At 66.8% G+C, this 22,044-nt stretch carries 24 protein-coding genes; 11 read left to right on the top strand and 13 right to left on the bottom strand.

The window, feature by feature from the left end; translation table 11 throughout:
- The first annotated feature begins 202 nt into the window (after positions 1–202).
- From VT50_RS40960 to VT50_RS40345, 3 genes are all read left to right on the top strand, one after another.
- The gene (locus VT50_RS40960) at positions 203–331 is read left to right on the top strand and encodes a hypothetical protein (protein WP_020867494.1); all 129 of its coding nucleotides are present in this window, start codon (positions 203–205) and stop codon (positions 329–331) included.
- A gap of 533 nt (positions 332–864) precedes the next feature.
- The gene (locus VT50_RS41310; protein WP_420822185.1) at positions 865–1,242 is read left to right on the top strand and encodes an RNaseH domain-containing protein; all 378 of its coding nucleotides are present in this window, start codon (positions 865–867) and stop codon (positions 1,240–1,242) included.
- On the top strand, positions 1,212–1,616 hold the full coding sequence (locus tag VT50_RS40345) for an RNaseH domain-containing protein (RefSeq protein WP_338058316.1): 405 nt from the start codon (positions 1,212–1,214) through the stop codon (positions 1,614–1,616). The genes VT50_RS41310 and VT50_RS40345 overlap by 31 nt, the downstream gene beginning before the upstream one ends.
- Before the next feature lie 1,130 nt (positions 1,617–2,746).
- Here VT50_RS40345 and VT50_RS10050 read toward each other — a convergent pair.
- Positions 2,747–3,502 carry a class I SAM-dependent methyltransferase gene (locus VT50_RS10050; RefSeq protein WP_046086663.1) on the bottom strand — a complete coding sequence of 252 codons (756 nt, stop codon included), beginning with the start codon at positions 3,500–3,502 and terminating at the stop codon, positions 2,747–2,749.
- A gap of 201 nt (positions 3,503–3,703) precedes the next feature.
- Here VT50_RS10050 and VT50_RS10045 point away from each other — a divergent pair, with 201 nt between their 5' ends.
- Positions 3,704–4,396: a 2-phosphosulfolactate phosphatase gene (locus VT50_RS10045; RefSeq protein WP_046086664.1), complete on the top strand. Its 693-nt coding sequence runs from the start codon at positions 3,704–3,706 to the stop codon at positions 4,394–4,396.
- A gap of 220 nt (positions 4,397–4,616) precedes the next feature.
- On the opposite strand, the gene VT50_RS10040 is transcribed toward VT50_RS10045, so the two are convergent.
- From VT50_RS10040 to VT50_RS10030, 3 genes are all read right to left on the bottom strand, one after another.
- Entirely contained in the window at positions 4,617–5,420 is an 804-nt protein-coding gene (locus tag VT50_RS10040) for a hypothetical protein (RefSeq protein ID WP_046086665.1), read from the bottom strand.
- Positions 5,417–5,827: an O-methyltransferase gene (locus VT50_RS10035; protein WP_338058315.1), complete on the bottom strand. Its 411-nt coding sequence runs from the start codon at positions 5,825–5,827 to the stop codon at positions 5,417–5,419. The genes VT50_RS10040 and VT50_RS10035 overlap by 4 nt, the downstream gene beginning before the upstream one ends.
- Before the next feature lie 243 nt (positions 5,828–6,070).
- Complete coding sequence (locus VT50_RS10030; protein ID WP_158083197.1) at positions 6,071–6,778, bottom strand: hypothetical protein; 708 nt, start codon at positions 6,776–6,778, stop codon at positions 6,071–6,073.
- Positions 6,779–6,880: 102 nt separating this feature from the next.
- Here VT50_RS10030 and VT50_RS10025 point away from each other — a divergent pair, with 102 nt between their 5' ends.
- From VT50_RS10025 to VT50_RS09995, 7 genes are all read left to right on the top strand, one after another.
- Positions 6,881–7,534 carry an alpha/beta hydrolase gene (locus VT50_RS10025; RefSeq protein WP_158083196.1) on the top strand — a complete coding sequence of 218 codons (654 nt, stop codon included), beginning with the start codon at positions 6,881–6,883 and terminating at the stop codon, positions 7,532–7,534.
- A gap of 220 nt (positions 7,535–7,754) precedes the next feature.
- A complete protein-coding gene (locus VT50_RS10020; RefSeq protein ID WP_158083195.1) occupies positions 7,755–8,816 on the top strand; it encodes a nucleotidyltransferase family protein in 1,062 nt (353 codons plus the stop codon).
- Positions 8,813–9,649: a hypothetical protein gene (locus VT50_RS10015; protein ID WP_046086670.1), complete on the top strand. Its 837-nt coding sequence runs from the start codon at positions 8,813–8,815 to the stop codon at positions 9,647–9,649. The genes VT50_RS10020 and VT50_RS10015 overlap by 4 nt, the downstream gene beginning before the upstream one ends.
- 14 nt (positions 9,650–9,663) lie before the next feature.
- On the top strand, positions 9,664–10,338 hold the full coding sequence (locus VT50_RS10010; RefSeq protein ID WP_158083194.1) for a histidine phosphatase family protein: 675 nt from the start codon (positions 9,664–9,666) through the stop codon (positions 10,336–10,338).
- Between the two features lie 614 nt (positions 10,339–10,952).
- Entirely contained in the window at positions 10,953–11,801 is an 849-nt protein-coding gene (locus VT50_RS10005; RefSeq protein WP_046086671.1) for a phytanoyl-CoA dioxygenase family protein, read from the top strand.
- Positions 11,798–13,036, top strand: a complete 1,239-nt coding sequence (locus tag VT50_RS10000) for an aminotransferase class III-fold pyridoxal phosphate-dependent enzyme (protein ID WP_078840737.1) — start codon at positions 11,798–11,800, stop codon at positions 13,034–13,036. The genes VT50_RS10005 and VT50_RS10000 overlap by 4 nt, the downstream gene beginning before the upstream one ends.
- Complete coding sequence (locus tag VT50_RS09995; RefSeq protein ID WP_053048591.1) at positions 13,033–14,280, top strand: ATP-grasp domain-containing protein; 1,248 nt, start codon at positions 13,033–13,035, stop codon at positions 14,278–14,280. Before VT50_RS10000 ends, VT50_RS09995 begins: the two co-directional genes overlap by 4 nt.
- Here VT50_RS09995 and VT50_RS09990 read toward each other — a convergent pair.
- The 9 genes from VT50_RS09990 to VT50_RS09955 are packed head-to-tail and all read right to left on the bottom strand — an operon-like array spanning position 14,231 to position 21,928.
- On the bottom strand, positions 14,231–15,463 hold the full coding sequence (locus tag VT50_RS09990; protein WP_046086673.1) for an MFS transporter: 1,233 nt from the start codon (positions 15,461–15,463) through the stop codon (positions 14,231–14,233). The two genes, VT50_RS09995 and VT50_RS09990, sit on opposite strands and share 50 nt — an antisense overlap.
- Positions 15,460–16,068, bottom strand: a complete 609-nt coding sequence (locus VT50_RS09985; protein WP_046086674.1) for a dTMP kinase — start codon at positions 16,066–16,068, stop codon at positions 15,460–15,462. Before VT50_RS09985 ends, VT50_RS09990 begins: the two co-directional genes overlap by 4 nt.
- Positions 16,062–16,571 carry a DUF402 domain-containing protein gene (locus tag VT50_RS09980; RefSeq protein WP_046086675.1) on the bottom strand — a complete coding sequence of 170 codons (510 nt, stop codon included), beginning with the start codon at positions 16,569–16,571 and terminating at the stop codon, positions 16,062–16,064. Before VT50_RS09980 ends, VT50_RS09985 begins: the two co-directional genes overlap by 7 nt.
- A 2-nt stretch (positions 16,572–16,573) precedes the next feature.
- The gene (locus tag VT50_RS09975) at positions 16,574–17,710 is read right to left on the bottom strand and encodes a glycosyltransferase (protein WP_046086676.1); all 1,137 of its coding nucleotides are present in this window, start codon (positions 17,708–17,710) and stop codon (positions 16,574–16,576) included.
- A complete protein-coding gene (locus VT50_RS09970; protein ID WP_046086677.1) occupies positions 17,707–18,423 on the bottom strand; it encodes an alpha/beta hydrolase in 717 nt (238 codons plus the stop codon). Before VT50_RS09970 ends, VT50_RS09975 begins: the two co-directional genes overlap by 4 nt.
- Positions 18,423–19,025, bottom strand: a complete 603-nt coding sequence (locus tag VT50_RS09965) for a nucleoside/nucleotide kinase family protein (RefSeq protein ID WP_046086678.1) — start codon at positions 19,023–19,025, stop codon at positions 18,423–18,425. The genes VT50_RS09970 and VT50_RS09965 overlap by 1 nt, the downstream gene beginning before the upstream one ends.
- Positions 19,022–19,741 (bottom strand): alpha/beta hydrolase family protein, encoded by a 720-nt coding sequence (locus tag VT50_RS39265; RefSeq protein ID WP_046086679.1) that lies wholly within the window; start codon positions 19,739–19,741, stop codon positions 19,022–19,024. The genes VT50_RS09965 and VT50_RS39265 overlap by 4 nt, the downstream gene beginning before the upstream one ends.
- 11 nt (positions 19,742–19,752) lie before the next feature.
- Positions 19,753–20,469 carry an SDR family NAD(P)-dependent oxidoreductase gene (locus tag VT50_RS09960; protein WP_075200374.1) on the bottom strand — a complete coding sequence of 239 codons (717 nt, stop codon included), beginning with the start codon at positions 20,467–20,469 and terminating at the stop codon, positions 19,753–19,755.
- Positions 20,456–21,928, bottom strand: a complete 1,473-nt coding sequence (locus VT50_RS09955; RefSeq protein WP_143645206.1) for a Gfo/Idh/MocA family oxidoreductase — start codon at positions 21,926–21,928, stop codon at positions 20,456–20,458. Before VT50_RS09955 ends, VT50_RS09960 begins: the two co-directional genes overlap by 14 nt.
- Positions 21,929–22,044: the final 116 nt, after the last annotated feature.

The raw sequence follows: 22,044 nt of genomic DNA, 5'->3' as shown, positions 1-22,044 counted from the left end.
GCCGGGATTCGCATCTTCACAGCGAACTTGGGGCACTGCGATCAGTGGCTCTCCACCATGAAGGTCCAGGTCAGCCCGCAACATGATCGGTTGGGGTTTTGGGTCAAGTCCCCCCTCGGACACACACCATACGTACACGCCCGTCTTGCGGGGCGAGCTGCTCCTGCCGTAGTCCCCGGGTTCAAGCCGTCGGCGGCGCGCCGTGACATCGACGACACGCCGCCACCTCCTACGGCGCGGCGGAGATGAGATCGCCCAAGTCGTCCGCTCGATCAAGGACCTGGCCACCGTGGTGCGCCAGGCCGGGTCCGAGGACAGGGCCGAGATCTAGGGAACGTGGCCTATGGCCCGCGTCGATCTCGTGCTGCTTCACCAGTTCCGCAGCTGGGTGAAGCTCTTCCACGAGAAGCTCGGGGGCCGTGCCGACACCAGGCCCTTGCCCATATCGATGGCAGCGGCTCTCGGGCGGCTCCAACCACGGGTGACGCAAGGCTGGCGCAGACCGCCACACCGGTCAACGGTCGCGGTCACGATCGAGATGGAGACCATCGCCTTGGCGGCTGCGCGGCGGAGGGCAAGCTGCTTCCGACACGTCGTGGGACGACAGCACCCCCGGTCGGCCCGGGGCCAGGGTTACGTCGAATCGCAGGCATGCCGCGACATGAGGGGAGTCGCCCAGCGAGGTGTTGGTGAACCTTTGGGTGATACTGACACTCCGCCGATGCCGTTCGACCAGAGCGTGGGGGCCAACGGCGTGTGCTATCTCGCTAGACGTCAACTCTCCGCCACCGGCATCGCTGACCAACTGTGCCCTGACCTTGAAAGCATTCCGGTAGACGGTGTCCAGTTCCCGCTCTCTGAGGTCTGCCCCTGGCGGGGGCAAGCCTTCAGCAAGCGCGTCGCTACCAAGGCACCCAGGGCGCGCATGGGGGTGATGGTGTAGGAGTAGCAGCGAGCGACCTGTCCGCGTCCTCCCGCGATCGGGTTGCCGTCGTCGTAGGGAGAGGTGAAGGCGGCCACCACCTCGGCCACGGTCTACGTCTGGTTTGGGTCCGCACGGCGCGCGGGCGGGAAACGGCGCAGTGGTGGGGCGTGAACCCAGGCGGAGCTAACGGCCTTGCAGCGCATCTGTGGACGGACCTACGGCCACCCCGGATACGGCCCGCGTCTTCTGGTCCACAACCCCGAAGGCACGGACGTTCAAGCTGTCGGTGGCAGCCGACAAGCTCGCCCCTCGTATAAACACTAAGGGAAAGCTGACCGTCGATACGGATAAGGCCGCTTGGAACCCCGGTCTCGTGGAGCTCGCAGTCCTCGGCTGCCACCTTGGGGACGATGACTCACCCGAGGCTCTGGCGCTCGCAGCCCACCAGCTCCGTGAGGCGCCGGACCTGCCTGACGCACTGAGCCTGCCACTGCCACTACACCTTGCAGGCCTGGCGCAGGAGTATGTCCTGCCGACTCGCGCCGAAGAGGATGAGACCCCCTCGGTTGATGCCGCCGGCGACGCAGACCCGGACACTGGTGCAGTCCCCGGGTTCGCAGGGGAGCCGGAACCGCGGGAGGAGCAGAAGCAATTGTCCTTCTTCCCCACGATGACGGCCCAGGCGCTGTAGTCATAAATTTCGCATCGCTACCCTAGTTTGTTCATACGCCTCGAGAACGGGCCTGTCGCTGCCAGTCGACAGGTCTTGAGCTCGGCTGCGAGCCGTGCTCAAGACCTGTGAATCGAGCTCGGGGAGCACACGAAGGATGTGCCTTCTCGAGTACCGGAACCGGCAGGAGGAGCGGCGAGCCCGCTGCCTGGTGTTCTTCGCGGCCACCCACGCCCGTGAAGAGCTCATGGTGACGTGGAGCCGCGAACTATCCGTTTCCTCCCTCAGGACGGTGACAGACAGCGCACAGCGCCACCGAATCTCTCAGGACGGACGGGCCACCGTCCGATTCATAGGCATCTTCAGCCGCCTGATCGGACACCAGTACCACTACGCTGACTTCTGCAGTGCGGGATCTGCGCAGCCGCGACGGTCCTGTACTTCCGTCGCCACTTCTTCAACAGCGTCCTCGTCATCCTCGGCACAGGTTGTGGTTCGTGCCGTGCGGAGCTGATCTATTGGGAGCATCGCCGCCGAAGGGTCCAAGCACAGCACAGAGTGGTGTGGGCGTCGGGCCTCCGCTACATCGCCGGCGAACAGGCCCGAGCCGCACCCGATGTCGGCCATACGGTCGTTTGCCGACAGCCGCAGAGTTGAGGCGATCTGTCCGGACATCCACCACACGAAGTCCGGACTACAGACCCAGTTGCCGTCATACGTGCTGGCGAGATTCTGGTAGTGCTCCCCCATGTCACGCCGCCGACGCCTCCCACCCTGACAGCTCGCCCTGCCCCGACTTGCCAGACTATCCATATGAGCACTCTCAGCAACGGCACATATGCCGAGGGGTGACGGAACATGACCAGGAGGTAGGAGGTCGTTGGCGCTGCCGGTCGGCGTTGACCTTCGAGTTGGTTGAAGCTCCATGAGCCTCGTAGACCAGCGCGAGCACCCCCTACCTCGATCAGCCACAGCTCCAATGATCACCTGCGGGTGCCGAGGAGATTTGGCCGACTGATGGACTTGGTCCAACAGGGTGCCGCTCCGCGAGATACGACGCTCTCGGCATGCGCGGTGCGCCGTGCCTCATAGGCAGCGGCAGGCCCACCCGGCCATGGTCACGCCGGCGTGGCCGGTGGCCGCCGCGGCGTTCAGCGCCTGACCGCGCGTTCGGCGACAGTGACGAGCGGGAAGTCAAATGTGCGGCCGTCCCCGGTCTCCGGGTGGCTGTCCAGATAAGCCCGTACACCGGACAGCAGCCGCTCCTGTTCGTCCTGAGGCAGCACCAGGATACTGGAGTGCGTGGCTAGGGTCGCGGTAAGGGACTCTGCGCTGCGCGGCATAGCGTGGGCGAACTCCCCAGCCTCCACCGGCTCGTACGCCGGATGACCCACCATCGTCAGCTCTCCCTCGCGTCCCACGTAGATGGGCGCGAGCCGCCCGAGCTCGACGACCCACGCCGCTTGGTCGTCGTAGGTGTTCCACAGCCCGGCCACCACCCCGCCCGGCCGCAGTACCCGGGCGATCTCTGGCAGCGCCCGGTCCTGGTCGAACCAGTGGAACGCCTGCCCCGCCAACACGGCGTCCACGGATCCGTCCGGCAGCGGAATCTCCTCCGCGCTGCCCGCGTACGTGGGGACCTTCGGCAGCCGACGCCGCAGCTCGGCCAGCATCTGTTCGTCCGGCTCAACAGCCGTCACCCGAGCACCGGCCCGCAGCAGGTCCTGTGTCAGCAGCCCTGTCCCGGCTCCCAGGTCCAGTACGTTCAATGTGCCCCGCCCCGCCACAGGCTCCAGTGCCCACGCCACGGCGGCCTCCGGATACCCGGGCCGGTGCTCAGTGTACGTGGCGGCGGCGGTGCCGAAGGAGGAAGCCCGGCGCCTGCGGAGATCGGCGTCATTCGTCATGACGGCACCCTAGCTGTCCGTCCAACCTGGTCGTGGCGGCAATTTGATGGCCGTAGCCGACTACCCCTGACTTCTCGTCGGGCGTTCGCCAGCAGCGCGTGCGGGCCCTTCGGTCAGCCCCATGCTGGTACACCAGCGGCAGCTTCCGCACCGCAGGTGAGCCCCTTTCCCTACGCATTCTGTATAGACGATCATTTCCGGATGCAAGCCCACTTCGTCAGCACCGCAGAGTTGACCCGGATCCCGACGGCGGTCGTCGTCGTTGACGTAATGCGCGCCTTCACCGCAGCGGCCTGGGCATTCGCCCAGGGAGCGGACCGGATCGTCCTCGCCGAGACCCTCGACCAAGCCCGCGCTCTGAAGAGCCGCCACCCAGACTGGGTCGCGCTCAAGGACGGCCCGCCCGCACCCGGCTTCGACACCGTGAACTCACCCGGCAAGCTGCGTTCCCTCGACCTATCCGGCCGCACACTGGTACAGAAGACCCTCAACGGCACCACCGGCGCCCAGGCCGCCCGGCACGCCCCGCTCCTGATGTGCGCCAGCTTCACCGTCGCCGCCGCGACCGCCCGCCTCCTCCGCCACCGGGACACCACCGAGGCCACCTTCGTGATCACCGGTGACGGCGGTCTCGCCGATGAAGACCTGGCATGTGCCCAATACATCGCCGAACTCACCAGGGACCCGAACGCCGATCCCGCCCCCTACCTGCATCGCGCGGCCGCTTCGACCGCCGCAGAAGACCTTGCCGATGGTCTTCGCCACGGCTACCAGGGCATCCACGCCGAAGACATCGCCCTGTGCCTGGAAGCGAACCGCTTCCCTTTCGCCATGACGGCGACCCTCGACGGCCCTCTAATGACCTTGCGCAGCTGCCCCACCCAGACCGGCTGATCGGCCGCCCCAACGGAACGTTCCTCGAGGCATTAGGTACGGATGGCGGTCTCGTACGAGGCGGCGAACGTGGAAAGATCCTCACACGACGCGCAACGCTGTCTCAATCAAGCCATCTGCGGAGAGCTCTTCAAGATCCTCGAACGTTCTGGCCGAAATACTGCAACGATGCCCGAAGAACTCCCTCGACCGGCTTGACGTGACACAACATTCTGAGCATCTACGCGACCGGCCGGGCAGTGTCGAGATCGGCGGTGAAGCGCGGATCGTCGGCATACCGGCTGCGGGCCTGAGCGCAGTGGCGTGTCGCGACGGAGGCAACCCCGGACGGAGGACCGTCATCGCTGGCAGCCACCCCGACGGAGAGCCACATGACCCCGACGCCCCGGTCCACCGCGATCTCACGGTCCGGGCTCCGCACCCAGGTGGGTGCGGTCATCGCCTCTGCCATCAGGCAGACAACTGACTCCACACGCTGTTCGATGCCGCGCCCGGGCAGATCCTCGCGTGCACCGAGGTGTTCCAGGACCTGTAGTACGTACCGGGCAAGGGCCAGCTGACCCGGCCCGGGGTTGACCCCCAGAACGCCTCGGGTGAACGCGTGGCTACTCAGACAGGCCACCAGTTGCGCGTGCTGTGCCTGGACGATCTCCTCTTCCGTCTTGGCCCAAGGGTGGTCGAAGTCGTAGGGGCCAGGATCCAAGGCGTGGGCGACCTCGTGACCAATGATCGCAGCCCGGTGATCGGCGGGTGGTGCCACCGAGAAGTCGACGCGGATGTGGGCCAAGCGCCGCGAGAACATCCCAGCCGACACACCTTGCGGGCTCCGGATCTCGCCCTGGCTGAGGATGTAGCCAAGGGACTGCACGATCCGCTCGGCCTTGCCATCGCCGATCGCCGTCGACGAAGCGTCGCTGGATGCCACGTCGCCAGATTCGGAGAACAGGCCGCGAGGGGTGTTCCCCCACCCGCCGAGGAAGTCGGCTACCTGTGCGGCGACGTCGAGGTGCGCGACAACGGTCATGGCCGCCTCGTGCCGACGAGCGCTGAGAGGTCCGGGGCTAGCCGAACCTCTGTGCAGAGCAGACCGGGATGCTCAAGCCAAGCCAGGCGGGCGGCATCCGGCTGGCCGTCGAGCAGCGGTGGCCATTGCGTCATGGGGGTGAAGTCGTCAACAACGATCGTGCCGGCCGGATGGAGCAGGCGCTCCGGGTCCGCTGGGGACGTCTTCTTGCCGTTGCCGCCGCCGTCGGGGACGAGCAAGTCGAACGGCCCGCGTTCGTAAATGCGGGTCCAGTCGCCGCAGAGGATCTCCACGTCGGGGGTGTCCGCGAAGAGCTTGGCAGTCTCCTCGGCGCGCCGTTCGTCCCGCTCGACACTGACGATCCGGACGCCGGGTCGACGGCCCGCAGTCATCCAGGCCAGACCCACCCCGCAGCCGGTCCCCGTTTCCCCGATGCTCCCTCGAGCACCGGCAGCCAGAGCGTGTAGGAGGCGCCCCTGTTCTGGACGGCACGAGGACGGGAAGTCCAGCCGCCTGGCGAGCTCGACTGCCTCTACCACGAGATCAGGCAGGCCAGTCAGGTGTGCGTAGGCGTCTGTTCCGGAACTGGACATGCTCCCCCTACCCGCGTACGTCAACGACTGTCGCGACTGTCTGGCCACCGACCGCTGTCAACCCCAATTGGCGGTATCGGCGAGCTCATCGAAGAGCCCCGCCAACACGTGTCCGATCCCGACTCTTGTGACCTCCAGTCGAGCCAGGGGATCGACGTCCGAGAAGACGAGGGCCGAGGCGGCACGTGGTGCGCGGTGGCCAGCGTGGAGTTCAAGGTCCCACCGCACTTCAGTGAGTTGATCCGCTGCCCAGTCCAGCAGAGGCGCAACGCTGCGGTCAAGGTCCAGATCGGCCTCCCGTAGGCCGATGGCACAGGCCAAGGAGTCCGCATCCGCCGGCCCGTTACCGCTCAGCGCAGTCAGCGCTTGTCGGCACTCCTCCGTGGTGGGCGGCGACAGTCCGATCCGGACACCAGGTTCGTGCGTGACGGGCAGCAAGGCCGTGGCGGCGCCGCGGGCTAGCAGGTGTACTGGTCTCCCGTCAGCGAGCCGGTGCGCCTGCTCGACCACCGCCGCAGCCTGGCGGGCCCAGTGCACGGGCTCCACCTCTTCCGTGCTGTCACCACCCGGCAGGTCGGATACGACACTGGCGACACCGCGCCCGGCCCACAGCTTGGCCCATTGGGCGAAGGCACCGAACCGCCCGCTGCGGGGCTCCGTAGGTGCGGGGAAGAACGCGACGACATGACGGACCGTTTCCGGCCGCGTCACCAGGACCGGGTCGCTCTTGGCGACCGGAATAAGGTACCGCTCCACTCCAGACACCTTCGCGATGATAGAGATTGCGAAATGAGCGGACGGACTCGGCACCTCTTAGACGGCGAACTCTCCATCGTGGGCCATATGCCACAGGGCCCACCACTTGGCGTGGCGACCGTTGTCCCCGACTTCACTTTCGACCGGCACGGCAAGCATCGCCGGGGTTCGGTATTCGCCAGAGCGTTGCGGGATGAAGGGATCGCCGCGTACGGGTTCGACGCGGAAGGCAGCGGACTTGCCGGAGCCAGCGCCGAGTGGTCCCCGAAACCTTGGGAAGCCATGACCTCCCAGGTGTGCCGGGCCCGCGCCGCTGTGGCCGGGCAGCACCCACAGGACACTCGGCATGTCCTCATCGGCATCGGCATCGGCGGTGTTACGACGGTGCTGTCCGCTGTCCACACCCCGCCGACCGCCATGGTGCTGATCGGCTCGGACCTAGTGCAGCGCGTGCGTTTCGTCGTGACCGGGCTAGCCGGCGTGCGCGGCGGTGAACAGTTGCTCCCGTCGAGGGTATTTCGGGACCGCGAGCGCCTGGCACCGCGTGATCGCCTCGCGGAACTGAACATTCCGGTGTTGTGTGTCCACGGCGGTCGGGATCCGCGCTTTCGGCTGGCCGATAACGATCTTTCTGACTACGGCGCACAGGTGATATCCGTGTCTGACGTGGCCGACCCTTTGCAATCACATTCCTCAACCGCCCTAACGGCCAGAACTGTTCGCAAATGGATGGCCGAGGCGGGAGCAATCCCGAGCGACTCTTGACGATCAGTGGGAGAGCGAGCAAGGGTTGGTCCGCGCGACTGTCTGTTCGCATTCATGTGCCAACTCCGGGGGGAGGTGCACCATGAGGGACTACCTGATCGTTCCGGTCAAGACCGGGAAGAAGTAGGACTGGTGAGGAACAAAACGCCGGCCGACTGCAGTTGGTCGGCGTTCTCTCTTCTGTTTGAACAAGAAGCGGGGGCGTTATATGACTCCAGCGGTGTCCGCAGCAATGCTCGCCGACCAAATCCAGCGAGGCATAGCCAAACCGGCTGCTGAACAGGCCCGCGCGCACAAGGTAGTGCCGCAGGTTGCCACGTGGCTGGACCCTGCCGAGTCCGCCGGTGACCTCTCCTACTACGAAACCTCCGCCAAGGTTCTCGCCTCCTCGGCGGTCGAGGTCAGCACGGCCCTCGGCGACGCTGGCGTAGACGCCGTGCTCCTCCGCGGTTTCGCACTGCAGCGCTGGTATCCGGACGAACGGCGGCAGTTCAGCGACCTCGACATAGGGGTGCGCCACCTCGGTGATTTAGCGAAGGTCCTGACCGCCCTGAAGACGGCGGGCTACCACGTCACCCGCCCAGTGATCGCACGCCGCTCGGCCACGGGTTGGTGGGCGGCCGCAGCATTGCAGAAGCCCACGGACGAGATGCCCCACCCGATCTACCTCGACATCACTGTCCCCGGTCCGGGCATCACGCCGTTCCGCCACTACCCGATGCTGGAGAGCGACTGGGAGCAGCGGGAGTCGTACGCCGTGTCCGGTGCACCGATCCCCGTACCGTCGGCGACATCGCTACTGTCGATCTTCGCCGTCGAGATGCACGAGCGGCGCACCGTCATCGCTCGGGACCTGCTGGACCTCTCCCACCTGCTCACCGCCGGGCCGGACGTCACTGCTGCGGCACGTCGCCTCGCGGGTCAGCCCGTGCGGCGCGGGCTCACCCGGCTCGCCGAAGCCGTGGCGGAGTCGCAGGAACACGGGCATCTGATGCCCGCGATCGCCGAACTGCTCACAGGACTGCCCCACGGCAGCCGGATTCCCCGGCGCGCGGGCCGTGTCGCGGGTGTCCCGGCCTCTCACACCGACTGCGTCTCGCCCTCCCAGGTCCGCCGCGCACTGCGGCACGGGGCACCGGTCTACTGCTTCCCCGACCCCTGTGACCGTCTGCCCGGACTCCGTGGCAGCGCCCTGCACCGGGGACTGTCCGGACTCGTCGCCCGCAGCCAGCCCGTGGCCCTTGAGTACGAAATCACCTACAGCATTCCGCCACGAGCATGAACATCCGTGATATCACCCCGGCCGACCTGGATCGACTGCGAGCACTGGCTCCCGACGACACCCACATCGACGGGCACGCCGGGGTCATCGGAACATCCGTGGACCACGCCGTGCTGTGGCGTGACGGAGTCCATCCGTTGACCGATCGCCGCGAACGCCAGTTTGTTCAGCTCGCGGACCGGCCCCCGGTCCACTGGCAGGACCTACTCAGGGCCGCTCTCGCCGCCCTGCCCCATGACATCAGCCAGGTCAGAGTCGAAGTACGCCCGTCCGACCACGGCGGAGCATTCGGCGACGCCCTGCGTGCCAGCGGCTTCGTCGACCAGATCCTGCGCATTCGCAAGGACATCGCCGACATCGCCGAACCGGACCTGCCCGCCGAAACCTGCATCCGCCAACTTGCAGCGGGTGAAGAACACTTCGCCGTGCACTGTGTGAGCCGGGCGATCACTCAGGCCCTCGACGCCCCGGTGCCGCCCTCACGCGTCAGCCAATTCGTCAGCGACTGGTTGAACGACGGCTGGTCTGCCCAGACGCTGCGCTCCTACGTCGTGGAATGCGCCGGTGTCCTAGTCGCGCACGCCTTGGTATCGCTGGACGGCTCCGCGGGCGAACTGGTCGATGTGGTGATCCCCAACGACGACCAGCGCAGCAGGGGCTGGTCCCGCGTACTCAGTACATTCGTCGAGGCACGACTTTCACGTGAAGGGGTGTCCCTGCTGGGCGGAACGGTGGTGACGCCCAACGGGGTGTATCCGAACCAGCTCGTCAAGAACCTCACCCGAGCGGGCTGGCGGGTCGAGTCAGTATCGATGATCAGGAAGACTAGATGAGGTCAACTACCCAGGTGTTCGCCACCCGGCACGGCCAGACGGAGTGGAACGCCAAAGCGCTCCTGCAAGGCCACCAGGAATCGAACCTAACTGACCTCGGCCGGGAACAGAGCCGTCTCCTCGGCGTGCGGCTGAATGAAGAGCCGCTGATGGCCATCTACTCCAGCGCCAGCGGCCGGGCGTTGAGCACTGCGCGACTGATCGCTGAGCCACGTGGGCTCACCGTCAGCGAGCTTCCAGGCCTGGAGGAGATGGATCTCGGGCAGTGGCAGGGGCTGAGCTTCGCCGATGTCGCCGAGCGCTGGCCCGAGGCGCACGACCGGTTCTGGTCCGCGCCACTCGAGTTTGAGGCGACGGCCGGTGGCGAGTCCTTCCACGATCTGTACCGGCGGGCCGCTAAGTGCCTAGCGCGAATCTCCCAGGTGCATGCCGGTGAGTGCGTCCTGCTCGTTACGCACAGCCTCGTACTCAAGGCCCTTTGGTTGGTCGTGACCGGCAGACCGCTGGAGGATTTTTGGATGACTGACGAGTTCGCCCCGGGCGGCCTGACGCTGCTGGAGCACCGTCAGGAGTGGGAGGTGTCCATCCTGGACGACCGAGGCCACCTCTCCGCCAGCGCCGCACCAATCGCCACCAACACCGGCTCCATGGCACCAGAGTTGTCGAGCCGCAGATCGAACCCAGCGTAATCGTCCAACGCCGTCTCAGTCGCATTTCGTTCAACGTCAGGAGTGAGCATGGAACCGTCGCGAGACGTGGCCCGGCTACGCCTGATCTCGTCCGGGATGTCCAGGCGCACCAGCAGGAACCCCTCCTGCCGCGCCCAGTCGGCTTCCCACGGCATGCGCACGTCGGTCAACACCACGCTGCACCCAGCACGCCGCAAGCCCGCAAGCCGCTGCGCCGCACGGTCCAACCAGTACCCGGCATCGGCTCGCACCCGCCACTGCCCCCAGCGCTGCAAGGCCGGACGCACCAGCGGATGGCACAGTTCGGTGGTCAACTCGCCATCGCGCACGCTCGTCCACAGCAGATCGACGATGGTAGCCGCCTCGTCGCTGCTGACACCGAGATCGGTGACAATCGCGTCGACCGCCGCTGCCTCGTCCCGTCCGGCAGCAACAGCCGACACCACGTGTCGGCCCTCATCCTTGATCGCCTCACCGAAGGTGAGTGCGGCCCACCGGAGTTCGGAAAACTCACCTTGAACTCCTGCCGCCACGGCGTCCTTCCCTGACGCGGACTTCCCGCTGAGCGCCAACAACATCATGTGGTCCCCATCAACATTCACGCAGGAGCAACGATGACATCGTACGGATCACTAGACGTCGAGGTGGGGGTCTTCGGCCCCGCGGAAATGGACCACGTTAAGGACTACTACCTGGCGCACGGGTTCGCGGTAATCCGCGGCTTGTGGCCCGACGAGTACATCGACCAGCTCGACGTTGCGTGCAGCCAGGCGCAGGCCGACGTCGCTGCGGGCCGGTTAGGCGGACGGCACAGGTCCCGCGATAACTTCGATCCGACCGACGGATCGGCCGCACCAACCGTCCACTACGTGCTCCACGTCAGCGAGGTGGTCCAACAGGTCCGTGAGGCCTTCCATCAGCCCGATATCGGCCAACTCGTCAATGACCTCATCGGGTCCAACTGGCTTCTTGAAGGCGGTCTGTTCGGGGTGGTCTTCCAGGACGCCCGCTCGGACAGCAACAGCGGTTACAGCCGGATCGGCTGGCACAGCGACTGGCAGGGCGGCCCGCACCTCACCCGCTGGCCCTCCACCGCAATCACCATCCACCTCGACGCCACCGGTCCGGCCAACGGCTTCCTACGCGTCCTGCCGGGCAGCCATCTGTGGGCCACGCCGGCTCCTCCGGTCGAGCAGAAGCCGGAGAGCTGGCAGGACACGGGCGGCCGTACCGATCAGCCCCCGCCCCTCGCGATGCCGTCCGCGTTCGAGCACATACCAGGAGAAGTCGCTCTCTACTGCCGGCGTGGCGACGTGCTGCTGCACGACTGTTACCTGTGGCACGCGGCGGCACGCGGCACCGACGACACCGTCGGACGACGCCACCTGCGCGGCAGCTGGTACACCGGGCTTGAGAACCAGGGCGTTGTACCAGGCCAATTCGTCAAGAACGCGGCACGATGACGAAGACTATGACGACACAGCGGCTCGTCGCGAGCACCAGCCTGACCCGCTTGTACGGGATGGACGGGACCGAGATCGAATGGGCCGGAGGTCGGGGCGGCCGGATCACCGACGCCTGTGGGCGCACCTACGCGGACTTCATCTGCGGGCTCGGACCTGTGGTGATCGGACACGCCGATCCAGAGTGGAACACGCGCTTCGCCGAGCGGCTCGGCAACGGCGCGATTTTCCCCGGGTACGCCCGGGGCCACGACGAACTCGCCGCCGAGGTCCTGAAGAACGCCCCGACTCCGTTCGGGTGCGTCGGCTACTTCAAGCACTCGTCCGACGCCGTCAGCGCCGCGGTTCGCCTCGCGCGGTTCCGCACCGGCCGTCCCGGCATCATCCGCTGCGGATACACCGGGTGGCACGATGCGCTGATCGCTCACTCCCCCCGCTGGCACGAACCGATGGGCAGCCCCAGCCGCGAGGAGTTCCGCTCCCCGCCGGGCTGCGCCGGGGTGACCGGTGACGAGGAGCCATGGGACTGGACCGATCTGGAACCGTCCACGCTGGCGGCGCAGCTCGTATCGGGGCGGTTCGCCTGTCTGATCGTCGATGCTTATCAGCTGGCCCTGCGGGACGACGGCTGGCTCAAACAGGCCCTCGATCTGGCCACCGAGGCGGGCACCCTGGTGGTCCTCGACGAGACCAAGACGGCGGGCCGAGTGGCGCCGATCGGCGCGCTGACGGAGTTCCACGCCAGCGCGGACTACATCGTGATGGGCAAGGCGATCGCCAACGGTGTCGCCTTGAGCCTGCTACTCGGTCACGACGGGATGGCCGACGACTTCGACGTCACTCGGATCAGCGGCACTTTCAGCAAGGACCTCGTCTCGGTCTACGCCGCCCAGGTCACCAGCGCCGTTATGCGGGAGCGGGACGGCTACGCCGCGCTACGCCGCATCGGCAGCCGCCTAGTCGAACTCGTGAACTCCGCTTCCGCGGAAGCGGGTACCGCCGAAGAGGTCGGTGCGGCCACGGTCTTCGGCGGTTCGCTCTGGGACTTCCGGTTCACCCCCAGCCTGGTGGCCGACGGCGCCCGGCGGGGCCTGCTGACCCAGCATCTTGCGGCGTCTGGGGTGCTCGCGCTGCAAGGGCATCCGTCATACGTGTGCCTCGCCCATGCGGAGGACCTGGACGCGCTGCATGACGTGTTCGTCGCGGCGCTGGCGCGATGGAGGAGAGCCGCATGAGCACCCCCGCGTCGCCGCTGCCCCGCCTCGCCGTCGTCTACAACACCGGCTCCGCAGGTCCGATGCAGATCGGCCCCGCCGCCGAAGGGCTGTGCGAGGTGGTCTTCGTCGTCGACAAGGCCGTGGACATCGTCCGGGCCAGAATGGGCGAGATCGCCGCCTCCGGCACCGTCTGCGACATCACAGGACTAGACCTCGATGGGCAGGCGAACGCCCTGGATGTGTGGCAGCTCGATGCGATCACCACGTTCAGTGATAGCGAGGTGCTGCGGACCGCCGAACTGGCACAGATGCTGGGCCTGCGGTACCACTCGCCCGACACCGCGCGGTGGATCCGCGACAAGACCGCCCAGCGACAGCAGCTGCGCGAGTCCGGCGTCGAGGACACGGTGTCGGTACCGGTCCGTTCGGCTGCGGAGGTCGTGGATGCCATCGAGACGGTCGGTCTGCCCGCGGTGCTCAAACCGCGACAGGGGACTGCAGGGCGGAATACGTTCCGGCTGCACACGCAGGACGACGTGGCCCAGGCGGTCGCCGGGACCGACCTGTCGTCCGGCTACACGGTCGAGACGATGTTACGCGGCGAGCCGTCCGTCGCCGGGCCTCAGTGGGGCGACTACGTCTCCGTCGAGTCGTCGGTCATCGACGGCGTCGTACAGCACCTGCTCGTCTGCGGGAAGACGCCTCTGACCTATCCCTTCCGCGAGACCGGGCAGTTTTTCCCCGCCACGCTGGACGCCGAGGCCCAAGCCGCGGTGCTCGACTTGACCACGCGCGCCCTGCGGGCCCTTGGAGTCACTCACGGAAGCACCCACACCGAGATCAAGCTCACCGCCGACGGCCCGCGCATCATCGAGGTCAACGGGCGGTTGGGCGGACATCTGTACTGGATGTTCTCCGATGGACAGACCGGCTGGGACGTTGCCCGGGCCACGCTGCAGACCGCAGTCGGCCTTACCCCGGACCCCATGCCGGACACCAGCGAGGTGACGTACCTGCTGAGGGCTCAGCCGCCCGTCGACGCCGTCTCGCTGGCGGGCCTGCCAGGAATCGATGCTGTCCGGGCGCTCGCCGGCGTCCGCCGCGTGGACGTGCGGGGCCAGCCCGGCAAGGACGTCAGCTGGCGCAACGGCACCTCGACCCAAGTGGCACTGGTCTACGGCACAGTGCCCGACCACGCCGCACTACTGCCGGTCATCGAGGCGTTCCATGCAGAGCTGGCTGCGAGCTACCGATACGCGTGAGGCGCTCGGCGAAACGGGCCACCGCTGGATAGGCCAGGGCGGCGATGAGGAAGACCGTGGCGAGGCCGATCCAACCGGGTCGGCCCGCCTCGACCACGAGCGCCATCAAAGGCGGGCCGACCACCTGCGCGGCACCGAACCCCAGCCCGAACGTGGCGAAATAGTCGCCCTGCCTCTCGTCCGGGGCGAGTGCGTGCGACACCCCCCACGAACCGGCGGAGCAGAACAGTTCGGCGGCCGTGATCGTCAGAAGGGCGCCGAACAGCAGTCCGAACGCGACCGGCAGGGACAGCCCGTTGTGGAAGGCCATCAGGAACGCGCAACAGGCGACGACCGACAATCCGCCGAGGCGGCTGGCCCGCGCGGCACCCCGGACGTCCTCGGCACCCCGTGCGGCGGGTACCTGGAAGACGATGACGAGGATCGTGTTAAGCAGGGTGAAGACCGCGACCGTCCAGTCGGGTACCTTCTCCGTTTCCACGACGAGAAGCGGCAACGCAACGGTGGCGATGGCGGCGTTGAGCGCGAGAACACCGGATATCGCTGTGATCGCCAGGAAGCCCGGCGCGCGTAGGGCGCTCGGCTGGATCGCGCCCGCACGGACGACCGGCGCTCCGTGCCCGCTTCGCGGCAGCCTCGTTACCAGGTAGGCGGCCAGTACGCTGGCCAGCGCCCCGGAGAGGAGGAGGACGACGAACGCGGTCCGGGTGCCCACTGCGATGCCCAATCCGCCCGCCGCCGATCCCAAGCTGACGCCGACGTTGAACATGGTTCGCGACTTCGCCTGGGCTTTGACCCGCTCGTCCGGCACGACGAACTCCGACAGCACCGCGCGGGTCACCGGCATACCGGCGGCCAGCACCGCGCCCAGCACGATCGCGACCGTGAGGAACATCGTGGAACCGCTGATGAACGGGTAGCAGGCGAACAGCAGCGCCTGTGCGAGGCGCAGAATCAGCAGCACGCGCCGGTGTCCGATCCGGTCGGACAGCCGCCCGACCGGGACCGCGACAAGCAGCCCGCTGAGCGCGCCGACGCCCAGGCCGACGCTCACAACGGCGGAATCCAACCCGACGATCTTAGTGAGGAAGACGATATTGGCCGTGCTGTACAGGCCGAACCCGAACGAGTACGCCGCCACCATCGTCAGGTAGGGGCGTAACGACACCGCGGGCAAACTCATCGGCTAAGCCTTCCGTTGAGGGTTGAGAGCGCCCATGTCAGGACGGTCTGCGGCGGCTCGGAGCCGTCGAGCCGCAGGTGAGGACGGTCGCCGTACCAGTCGAGGAGCCGCTCCCGGAAATAGGTGAGGAACTCCGGCCCGCTCCCGACCGAACCTTCGGGGTCCCGCGCGTCGATGCGTCGCTGGGCAATCGCGGCGGTGACGTCGACGAAGATCTCGACATCGGGCGCGGGAAGGCGGTCGAGCGGTGCGGCCGCCGGATCCAGCGTCACTCCGAACCATCCCTGGCTGGCGACGTGGTCGGCTACCCAGCGGTCGGACACGACGACCGCCCCTCGCTCCAGCGCGGGCAGCACGATGTCGCACGTCTTTGCAGCCATCACCCAGCACGTGTGCAGGCCGATGAAGCCCTCTACCTGCTGCGCCCACGCGGTGTCGTCCGGCGCGAGCCGCCGTGCGCCCGCAAACATGCGCAGCAGCTGTGCGTCGTGGTGCATGGGCCGCACCACAACCACCTCGTGCCCCTGGGAGGTCAGCGCCTCGGTGAGTCCTCGGACCAGGGTGGACTTGCCACTGCCGTCGATGCCGGTCACCGATATCAGCACGGTCGGCTCCGGGGCCTCACGTCGGGCAGCGCCGGGTAGTCGTGCCCGGCGTCGAACCACTGCTCCAGCTGGGGTGGGGGGAACGGCGCACCGCGGTGCAGGAACGCTTCCAGGAAGCCCTGTGCGTCCCGCAGCGCGCGGGCGGCTTCGGCTGGTGTCAGCTTGCCGCGTTCGAGTGCGTCGGCCAGTTCGTCCATATCGATCAGCCGATAGGTCGGGCCGTGCCCTTCCACCACGACGTCCAGCTCGCGGTCGTGCACCGTGATCGACTCGATGCCGTCAATCCGCCCACGCTGGAACGAGACGATGTCCACGTACCAGTCGTGGGCCCAGCCGAACGGCTCGTAGACCAGCTGGACGCCGTAAGTGAGCAGCCAGAAGTAACGGCGGATACCGGCGTGCCGGGGGTAGTCCACATCGCACATCAGCACATCGCCGATCCGCACCCCGTCGGCGGGAGCGTCAGGCCAGTGCCTGTGCAGTACGGTCACTGCGACCGCCACGGTCACACTCCCAACTGGTCGGCGCGCATACGGGCATAAGCGAGGTGGTAGCCGAGGCCGTGGTAGCCGAACGGCGTTTCGAAGTGCGTCGCGCGGAAGTAGTCGATCTCCAGGTGGGCGTTCCAGTCGTAATGCCCGAACGCCGGATTGGCCGCCATCGCCGAGGTGAACAGATCGGCCGCTTCCGCCCAGCGCTCCTGGGCCTGCGCCACCAGACCCAGATTGATCCGGGTGTGGACGAACGACGGATCAATCCGGCCGGCTGCGGTGAAGAATTCGACTGCCTCTTCCGGCCGGCCAGCTTCGATCAGAGCCACACCCGTCATGTTCAGGAGGGCAGGGTCTTCGGACGCCAGCGACAGGGCGTGCTCGTAGGCGGCCAGGGTCCGCTCAGGGTCGCCGAGCGCTCGGACCACGTGCCCGTAGAACATGTTGATCAGCGGCGACTTCGGGTCGAGGACCCGTGCCTGCTCAGCGAGGTTCCAGGCCTCGTCGAACCGCCCGAGCGTCCGCAGGATCAGAGCCCGGAAGGCCGGAAAGAACGGGTCGGACGGGTCCCGGAACGTCTCGGCCTCGAAGGTGGCGAGGTAACGCGCGGCCTTCTCCTCTCGGGACGCCAGACTCCGGCAGTGTCCGAAGTGGTTCAAGATCAACCCGGACCCCACGACCTTGGTGCCCGTGCGGCCGATGGCCCCCCAGAGCGACTCGTTGATCGCCCGTTCGTAGCGCACTTCGGGATGGCGCCGGTGCAGCTTTAGTTCGGGAGTGACGTAGAATCCCGCGTTGCGGAAGAAGTTGTAGCGCGCCAAGGTCATACCGCCGACGTCCTGCGATGCCCCCGCCAGCAGGCCGGGCATAGCCCACGCTGACGCGGCTGGCAGTTCCTCGTCGGCGTCGAGGAAGAGCACCCAATCACCCGAAGCCCGGCGCAGCGCCTCGTTGCGGGCCTGAGAGAAGTCGCCTTGGAACGGGAACTCGGCATATAAGTCGGCCAGGCTGCGGGCGATTTGCGGGGTGGCGTCGGACGACCCCGTGTCGACGATGACCACCTCGTCAACTGCAGCTCGGGCGCTTTCCACGCAGCGTTCCAGATAGTCCTGTTCGTCCTTGACGATCAGGCAGAGAGACAAGGCCGTCATTGGTGGGGCAACTCCTTCACGAAGCTCCGGGTGTGGTCCAGAAGGGTGCGGCGCTCGGCAGCCCCCTCAAACAGGTGGCTGGTGTTCGGGACCGGCACCGCCTCGACGCCGCATGCGAGCAAGCGCTCCAGCTCGGCCAGCAGGAACTCGTCCCGGTCGCCGTAAATCAGGCGCTTGGGGCAGCTCAGGGCCGCCAGCACTTCTCGGGCGCGCAGCGCATCACGTTCCGGCGGCATCATCAACGGCTCGTGAAACTCCCCATCCCTGACCACCTCGATGAACGGCCTGGGGTCGGGTTCCTCCCAGAAGTCCGTGGACATCAGCAGCAGCCCGGTGACGTCGGACCGCTGGGCAGCGGCCATCGCCGCGATGACCCCGCCCGTGCTCAACCCGGCGTGCACCAACGGCGTGCCAGCACGGTCCCGCTTCGCCCACTGGACGACCGCCAGGTAGTCCGAGATCATCCCGTCAAACGTGGTCTCGGCCCATACACCGGAGGAATCTCCGGAGCCGCGGAAGTCCATGCGCACGACGGCGATCCCGGACGCGGCCAGCTCCCGGGCCCAGTGGCTGAGGATCTCCGCAGGACCGCAGCGGTCGCCGGTGAGCCCGTGTCCACAGGCGACGAGCGCTTCTGGCGCAGTGTCGGGCTCATCGATTACCACGAAGCAGTGCCCACCCGGCACGGGCACTATTTGCTCAATGCGTTTCATCAGCTCATTTCAAGATGTCGCAGGATCAGCTCGACGTTGCGGTGCACGGGGACACCCGCGTCCAACAGCAGCATCGTGGTATCGGCCGCAGCCATCTTCCGGTACGCCTCTCGCGCGTGTTCCAGGAAGTCCCGGCTCAGCGCGAACGGACCCGCAGCCCGGGAACGGTTCTCGTTCCGCCGCAGGGCGGTCTCGACCGGTACGTCCAGCACCATCGTCAAGACGGGCTGCGGCAGACGACCCACCGCTGGCTGCCTGGTGACCGGCTCAACCCCAAAGAACGCCTGGTTGACGATCTGGTCAGGGAGCCAGCGATCCGTGATCACCCAGCGGCGTTCACGCAGCCCCGGCACGATCTCCAGTTCGGTCGCCTCCAGAAGGCGCAGCGTGAAGTAGTCGCTCATCCATCGTTCGCGCTCCGGCCACGCCATGTCCGTCGGACTGGGGAGGCGGCTGATGCGACGCACCAGCTCCGAATTGGCCTGTAGCGGCGCTACGACCTGGCATGCCGCGCCTGTCGCGGAGAGGGCCAGGCGCAGCGATTCGGCGAGCGAGCTCTTGCCCGCGCCGGGCAGTCCGCACACGGCGAGGAATCCGCTCACGACCAGCTCCGGAAGAATTCGATCAGGGTCAGGGTCAGGCCGAGGCGAGTGGTCTGCATGCGGACGAGGAGGTCGTCGGCGGGCAGCAGGATGCGCGAGCGCACCTGCGCGTCCCGGCCCTTCGGAACGACCTCGTGGTCCCAGTGCGGCAACTCGAGCCGCGCGGCCAGGTCGACCAGAACCTTCTCCGGCAGCTCCAAGCCACCGACGAGGTTGGGTTCGGCTCCTAGTGCCGACCACAGTGCGGCCGCTTCCGGCGGGCACGGGTGCACGCCGGTGACGATCTCTTGGCGGGAAGTCGCCGCCAGCGCCCGAACCTCCTGGGGGGTCGGAGGGCTGATCGCCACCCGCTGCCCTAGTCCGGCTTGCTCCGGCAGTATGGCTGCCCCTGCGCCCCGAGCCATGAAGTGCACGGGTCGACCGGAGACCTCGGTGGCCAGCCAGGCACCGGCCGCCGCTACCTGCTCTCCCCAGATCCCGGCGTCTTTGTGCCCCAGACTGTCGCCGAAGCCGGACAGGTGGAAACTGACCGCCGCGATGCCCTGTTCGGCCATCTGCGTGGCCGCGTTGCTAAGGAAGTAATTGTTCCCTGTTCGATTCTCCCCCGGCGCATGCACGAGCACCACGCCCGATGACGGCGCCCGGACCGGGCGGCGCAGCATCAGCACTCCCTGCCCGGTCTCGGCGAGACGGACCAGTGTCTGTTCAGATCCCATGCAAGCCCTCCTTACCACTTGAGGAAATTTGCGGGCGGTTCGAGGAATCGGCCCGACCACTCCTGTGGTGCGTTCTCCGCCAGGTCGAGCAGATGTCTTGCCGCCTCTGCGGGGCTGCGGTCGGCGTCGGCGGGAGCGATCGCTGTGGACACCTGTCCAGGATGGACCGCCAGGACCCGCACACGGGGCGCCAGCTCCTGGTGCAGGCAGGCGGTCAACATGTTCTGTGCCGCCTTGGCGATCCGGTAGGCATAGGAGACTTCGACCCCAGGTATCCCTCCGGCGGACGCCAGCGCGAGCGAACCGTGCCGCGAGGTCATATTGAGGACCGCCGGGCGCGGTGCACGCAGCAGCGCGGGCAGGCAGGCCTGGGTGATCCGCAGCGCGCCGACGCAGTGCACGTTCAGCGACTCCACCACGTTGTCGGCCGAGGTCGCGGCGAGCGTCGTGCCGTGACGTACGACCCCGGCCGCGTTGACAAGTACGTCGACGCGGGAGATCTCGAATTCGGCCAGGGCACGAGCCACGACGTAGGACACGTCCTGTCGTGTCACCTCCGCAGCGCTGACGCGTACCCCCGGAAGGTCCAGGACCGACGGATCGGCCGGTGGCTGACGCACCAGTGCAAGCACCCGGTAGCCCCGGGCAACTGCCTCCCGAGCCACTGCCGCGCCTATGCCACCCGCGGCCCCGGTGACCACGACTCCTGGGATGTCATCGGCTGGCATCGCTGAACCAGTCGCTCGCGCCCGGAGCCGTCTGTATGACGGGAGCACTCAGCCCTCCGTACCGGCGGCGCAGGATGTCGTAGTAGGCGGCGGATACCAGCTTGATGCTCAGCTCGTGGTGCGAGAGGCCCGCACGACTGGTGCGACCGTGGAGGAAGTCGAGGAAGACCTCCGCCCGGGCAGCCTCGTTGTGCCCTATGTAGCTCTTGTCCGTCTCGTTGGTCCGCTGCATCGCATCGCCGAGAGTGATCAGCTCGAACGCCTCCCCGCCGACGAGCTGGCAGTTGCGGTAGAAGGTGATGTCGAAATGGTCGTACTGACCCACACCCGGCTTGTCGCCATGCCAGTCCTTGGCCTCGTACGACTGGTAGCTGTGCACCTGGATGTTGAGCAGGTGCCCTACCTGAATGGTGACGCGTTCGTGCCGGACCCGGCCGTTGCCCTTGTAGGTGTCCACGGGTAACTTCGGCCAGGCACGGCGAGAAAACGAGGTCTGGAGCAAATTCAGGCTGCCTGTGGAAATCACCCGGTCACCGCGCATCGCTTGCAGCAGCAGGAAGACGTCTGTCTCACCGTAGCCCCGGATCTCCTTCAACTGTGGATCGGTCAGCACGTTGCCAGAGGCAGCGTCGGCGAAGAATCGCTCGTAGAGCTGATGGTCGACCTGGCCGAGGTGATCGTAGGCATTGGATTCCCGGGCCACCAGGTTGATGCGTTCACAACTGGCTCGCTCCAGCCGCTGGTTGAGCTGAAGCATCCACGCGTAGAGATCGATGAAGTGGTACCCGGAGTGCATGATCTTGCCGTAGCCGTACTTGTACGGATGGTTCTCGCGGGAGAAGTACTCTTCGGGCATGTTCCACATACCATCGGCGTGGTAGATGTCGACATAGGTCAGTGGTGCTTCGTAGGCGCCGGTGAACTGCGTCAAATACTCATGGATCATCTCGTAGCCCATGTGCGCCCTGCGCTGCGCCTGCACCAGGACGTTCACACCCCGACGCGCGGCAGCAGTGTGGATCTCCTGGTGGTCGGCGACCAGTCGGAGCGCCTCCTCCGGCTGGCGGTCGCGCAGGTTGAACGCGGTCAGCGGCTTGTCGATCAGGATGTGCGCGCCGCACTCGATCGCCCACCGCGCATAGACTCCATGCGCCTTGGGCTCGGTCGCGATGATGCAGCCCCAGATATCGCCGGGCTCGGCAAAGCGGTCCAACTCGGCGGTGAACTTATCACCGCCGTGGCGGGCGCTGTCCGGCAGGTAGACGATCCGTTCAGGCTGTACAAGACGCTCACGCAGATATTGCTCGACCGGCGCGCGCTGACTTTCCAGCTCCACCAGCAAGGCCAGCTCGAAATCGTGCTCGGCCTGCCACTTCTCGATCATAGGGTAGTAGATGCGCTTGGCATGCGGCCCGAGTCCGATCAGCACGAGCTTCTTACGCCTTAACTCCTCGTCCATATTCCCCCCGTCACTAGTGAGCCACATGACGTCTGCATGCCCGATGGCCAACGCGCGGAGACCTTATAGGGGACGCACATATGCATGACACCCCTTTCTATGAAATTTCCTCGCAC

Source organism: Streptomyces antioxidans (genome assembly GCF_000968685.2).
Lineage (GTDB): Bacteria > Actinomycetota > Actinomycetes > Streptomycetales > Streptomycetaceae > Streptomyces > Streptomyces antioxidans.
The sequence above is the reverse complement of the archived record's forward strand: the minus strand, read 5'-3'. Positions and strand labels throughout refer to the sequence as shown.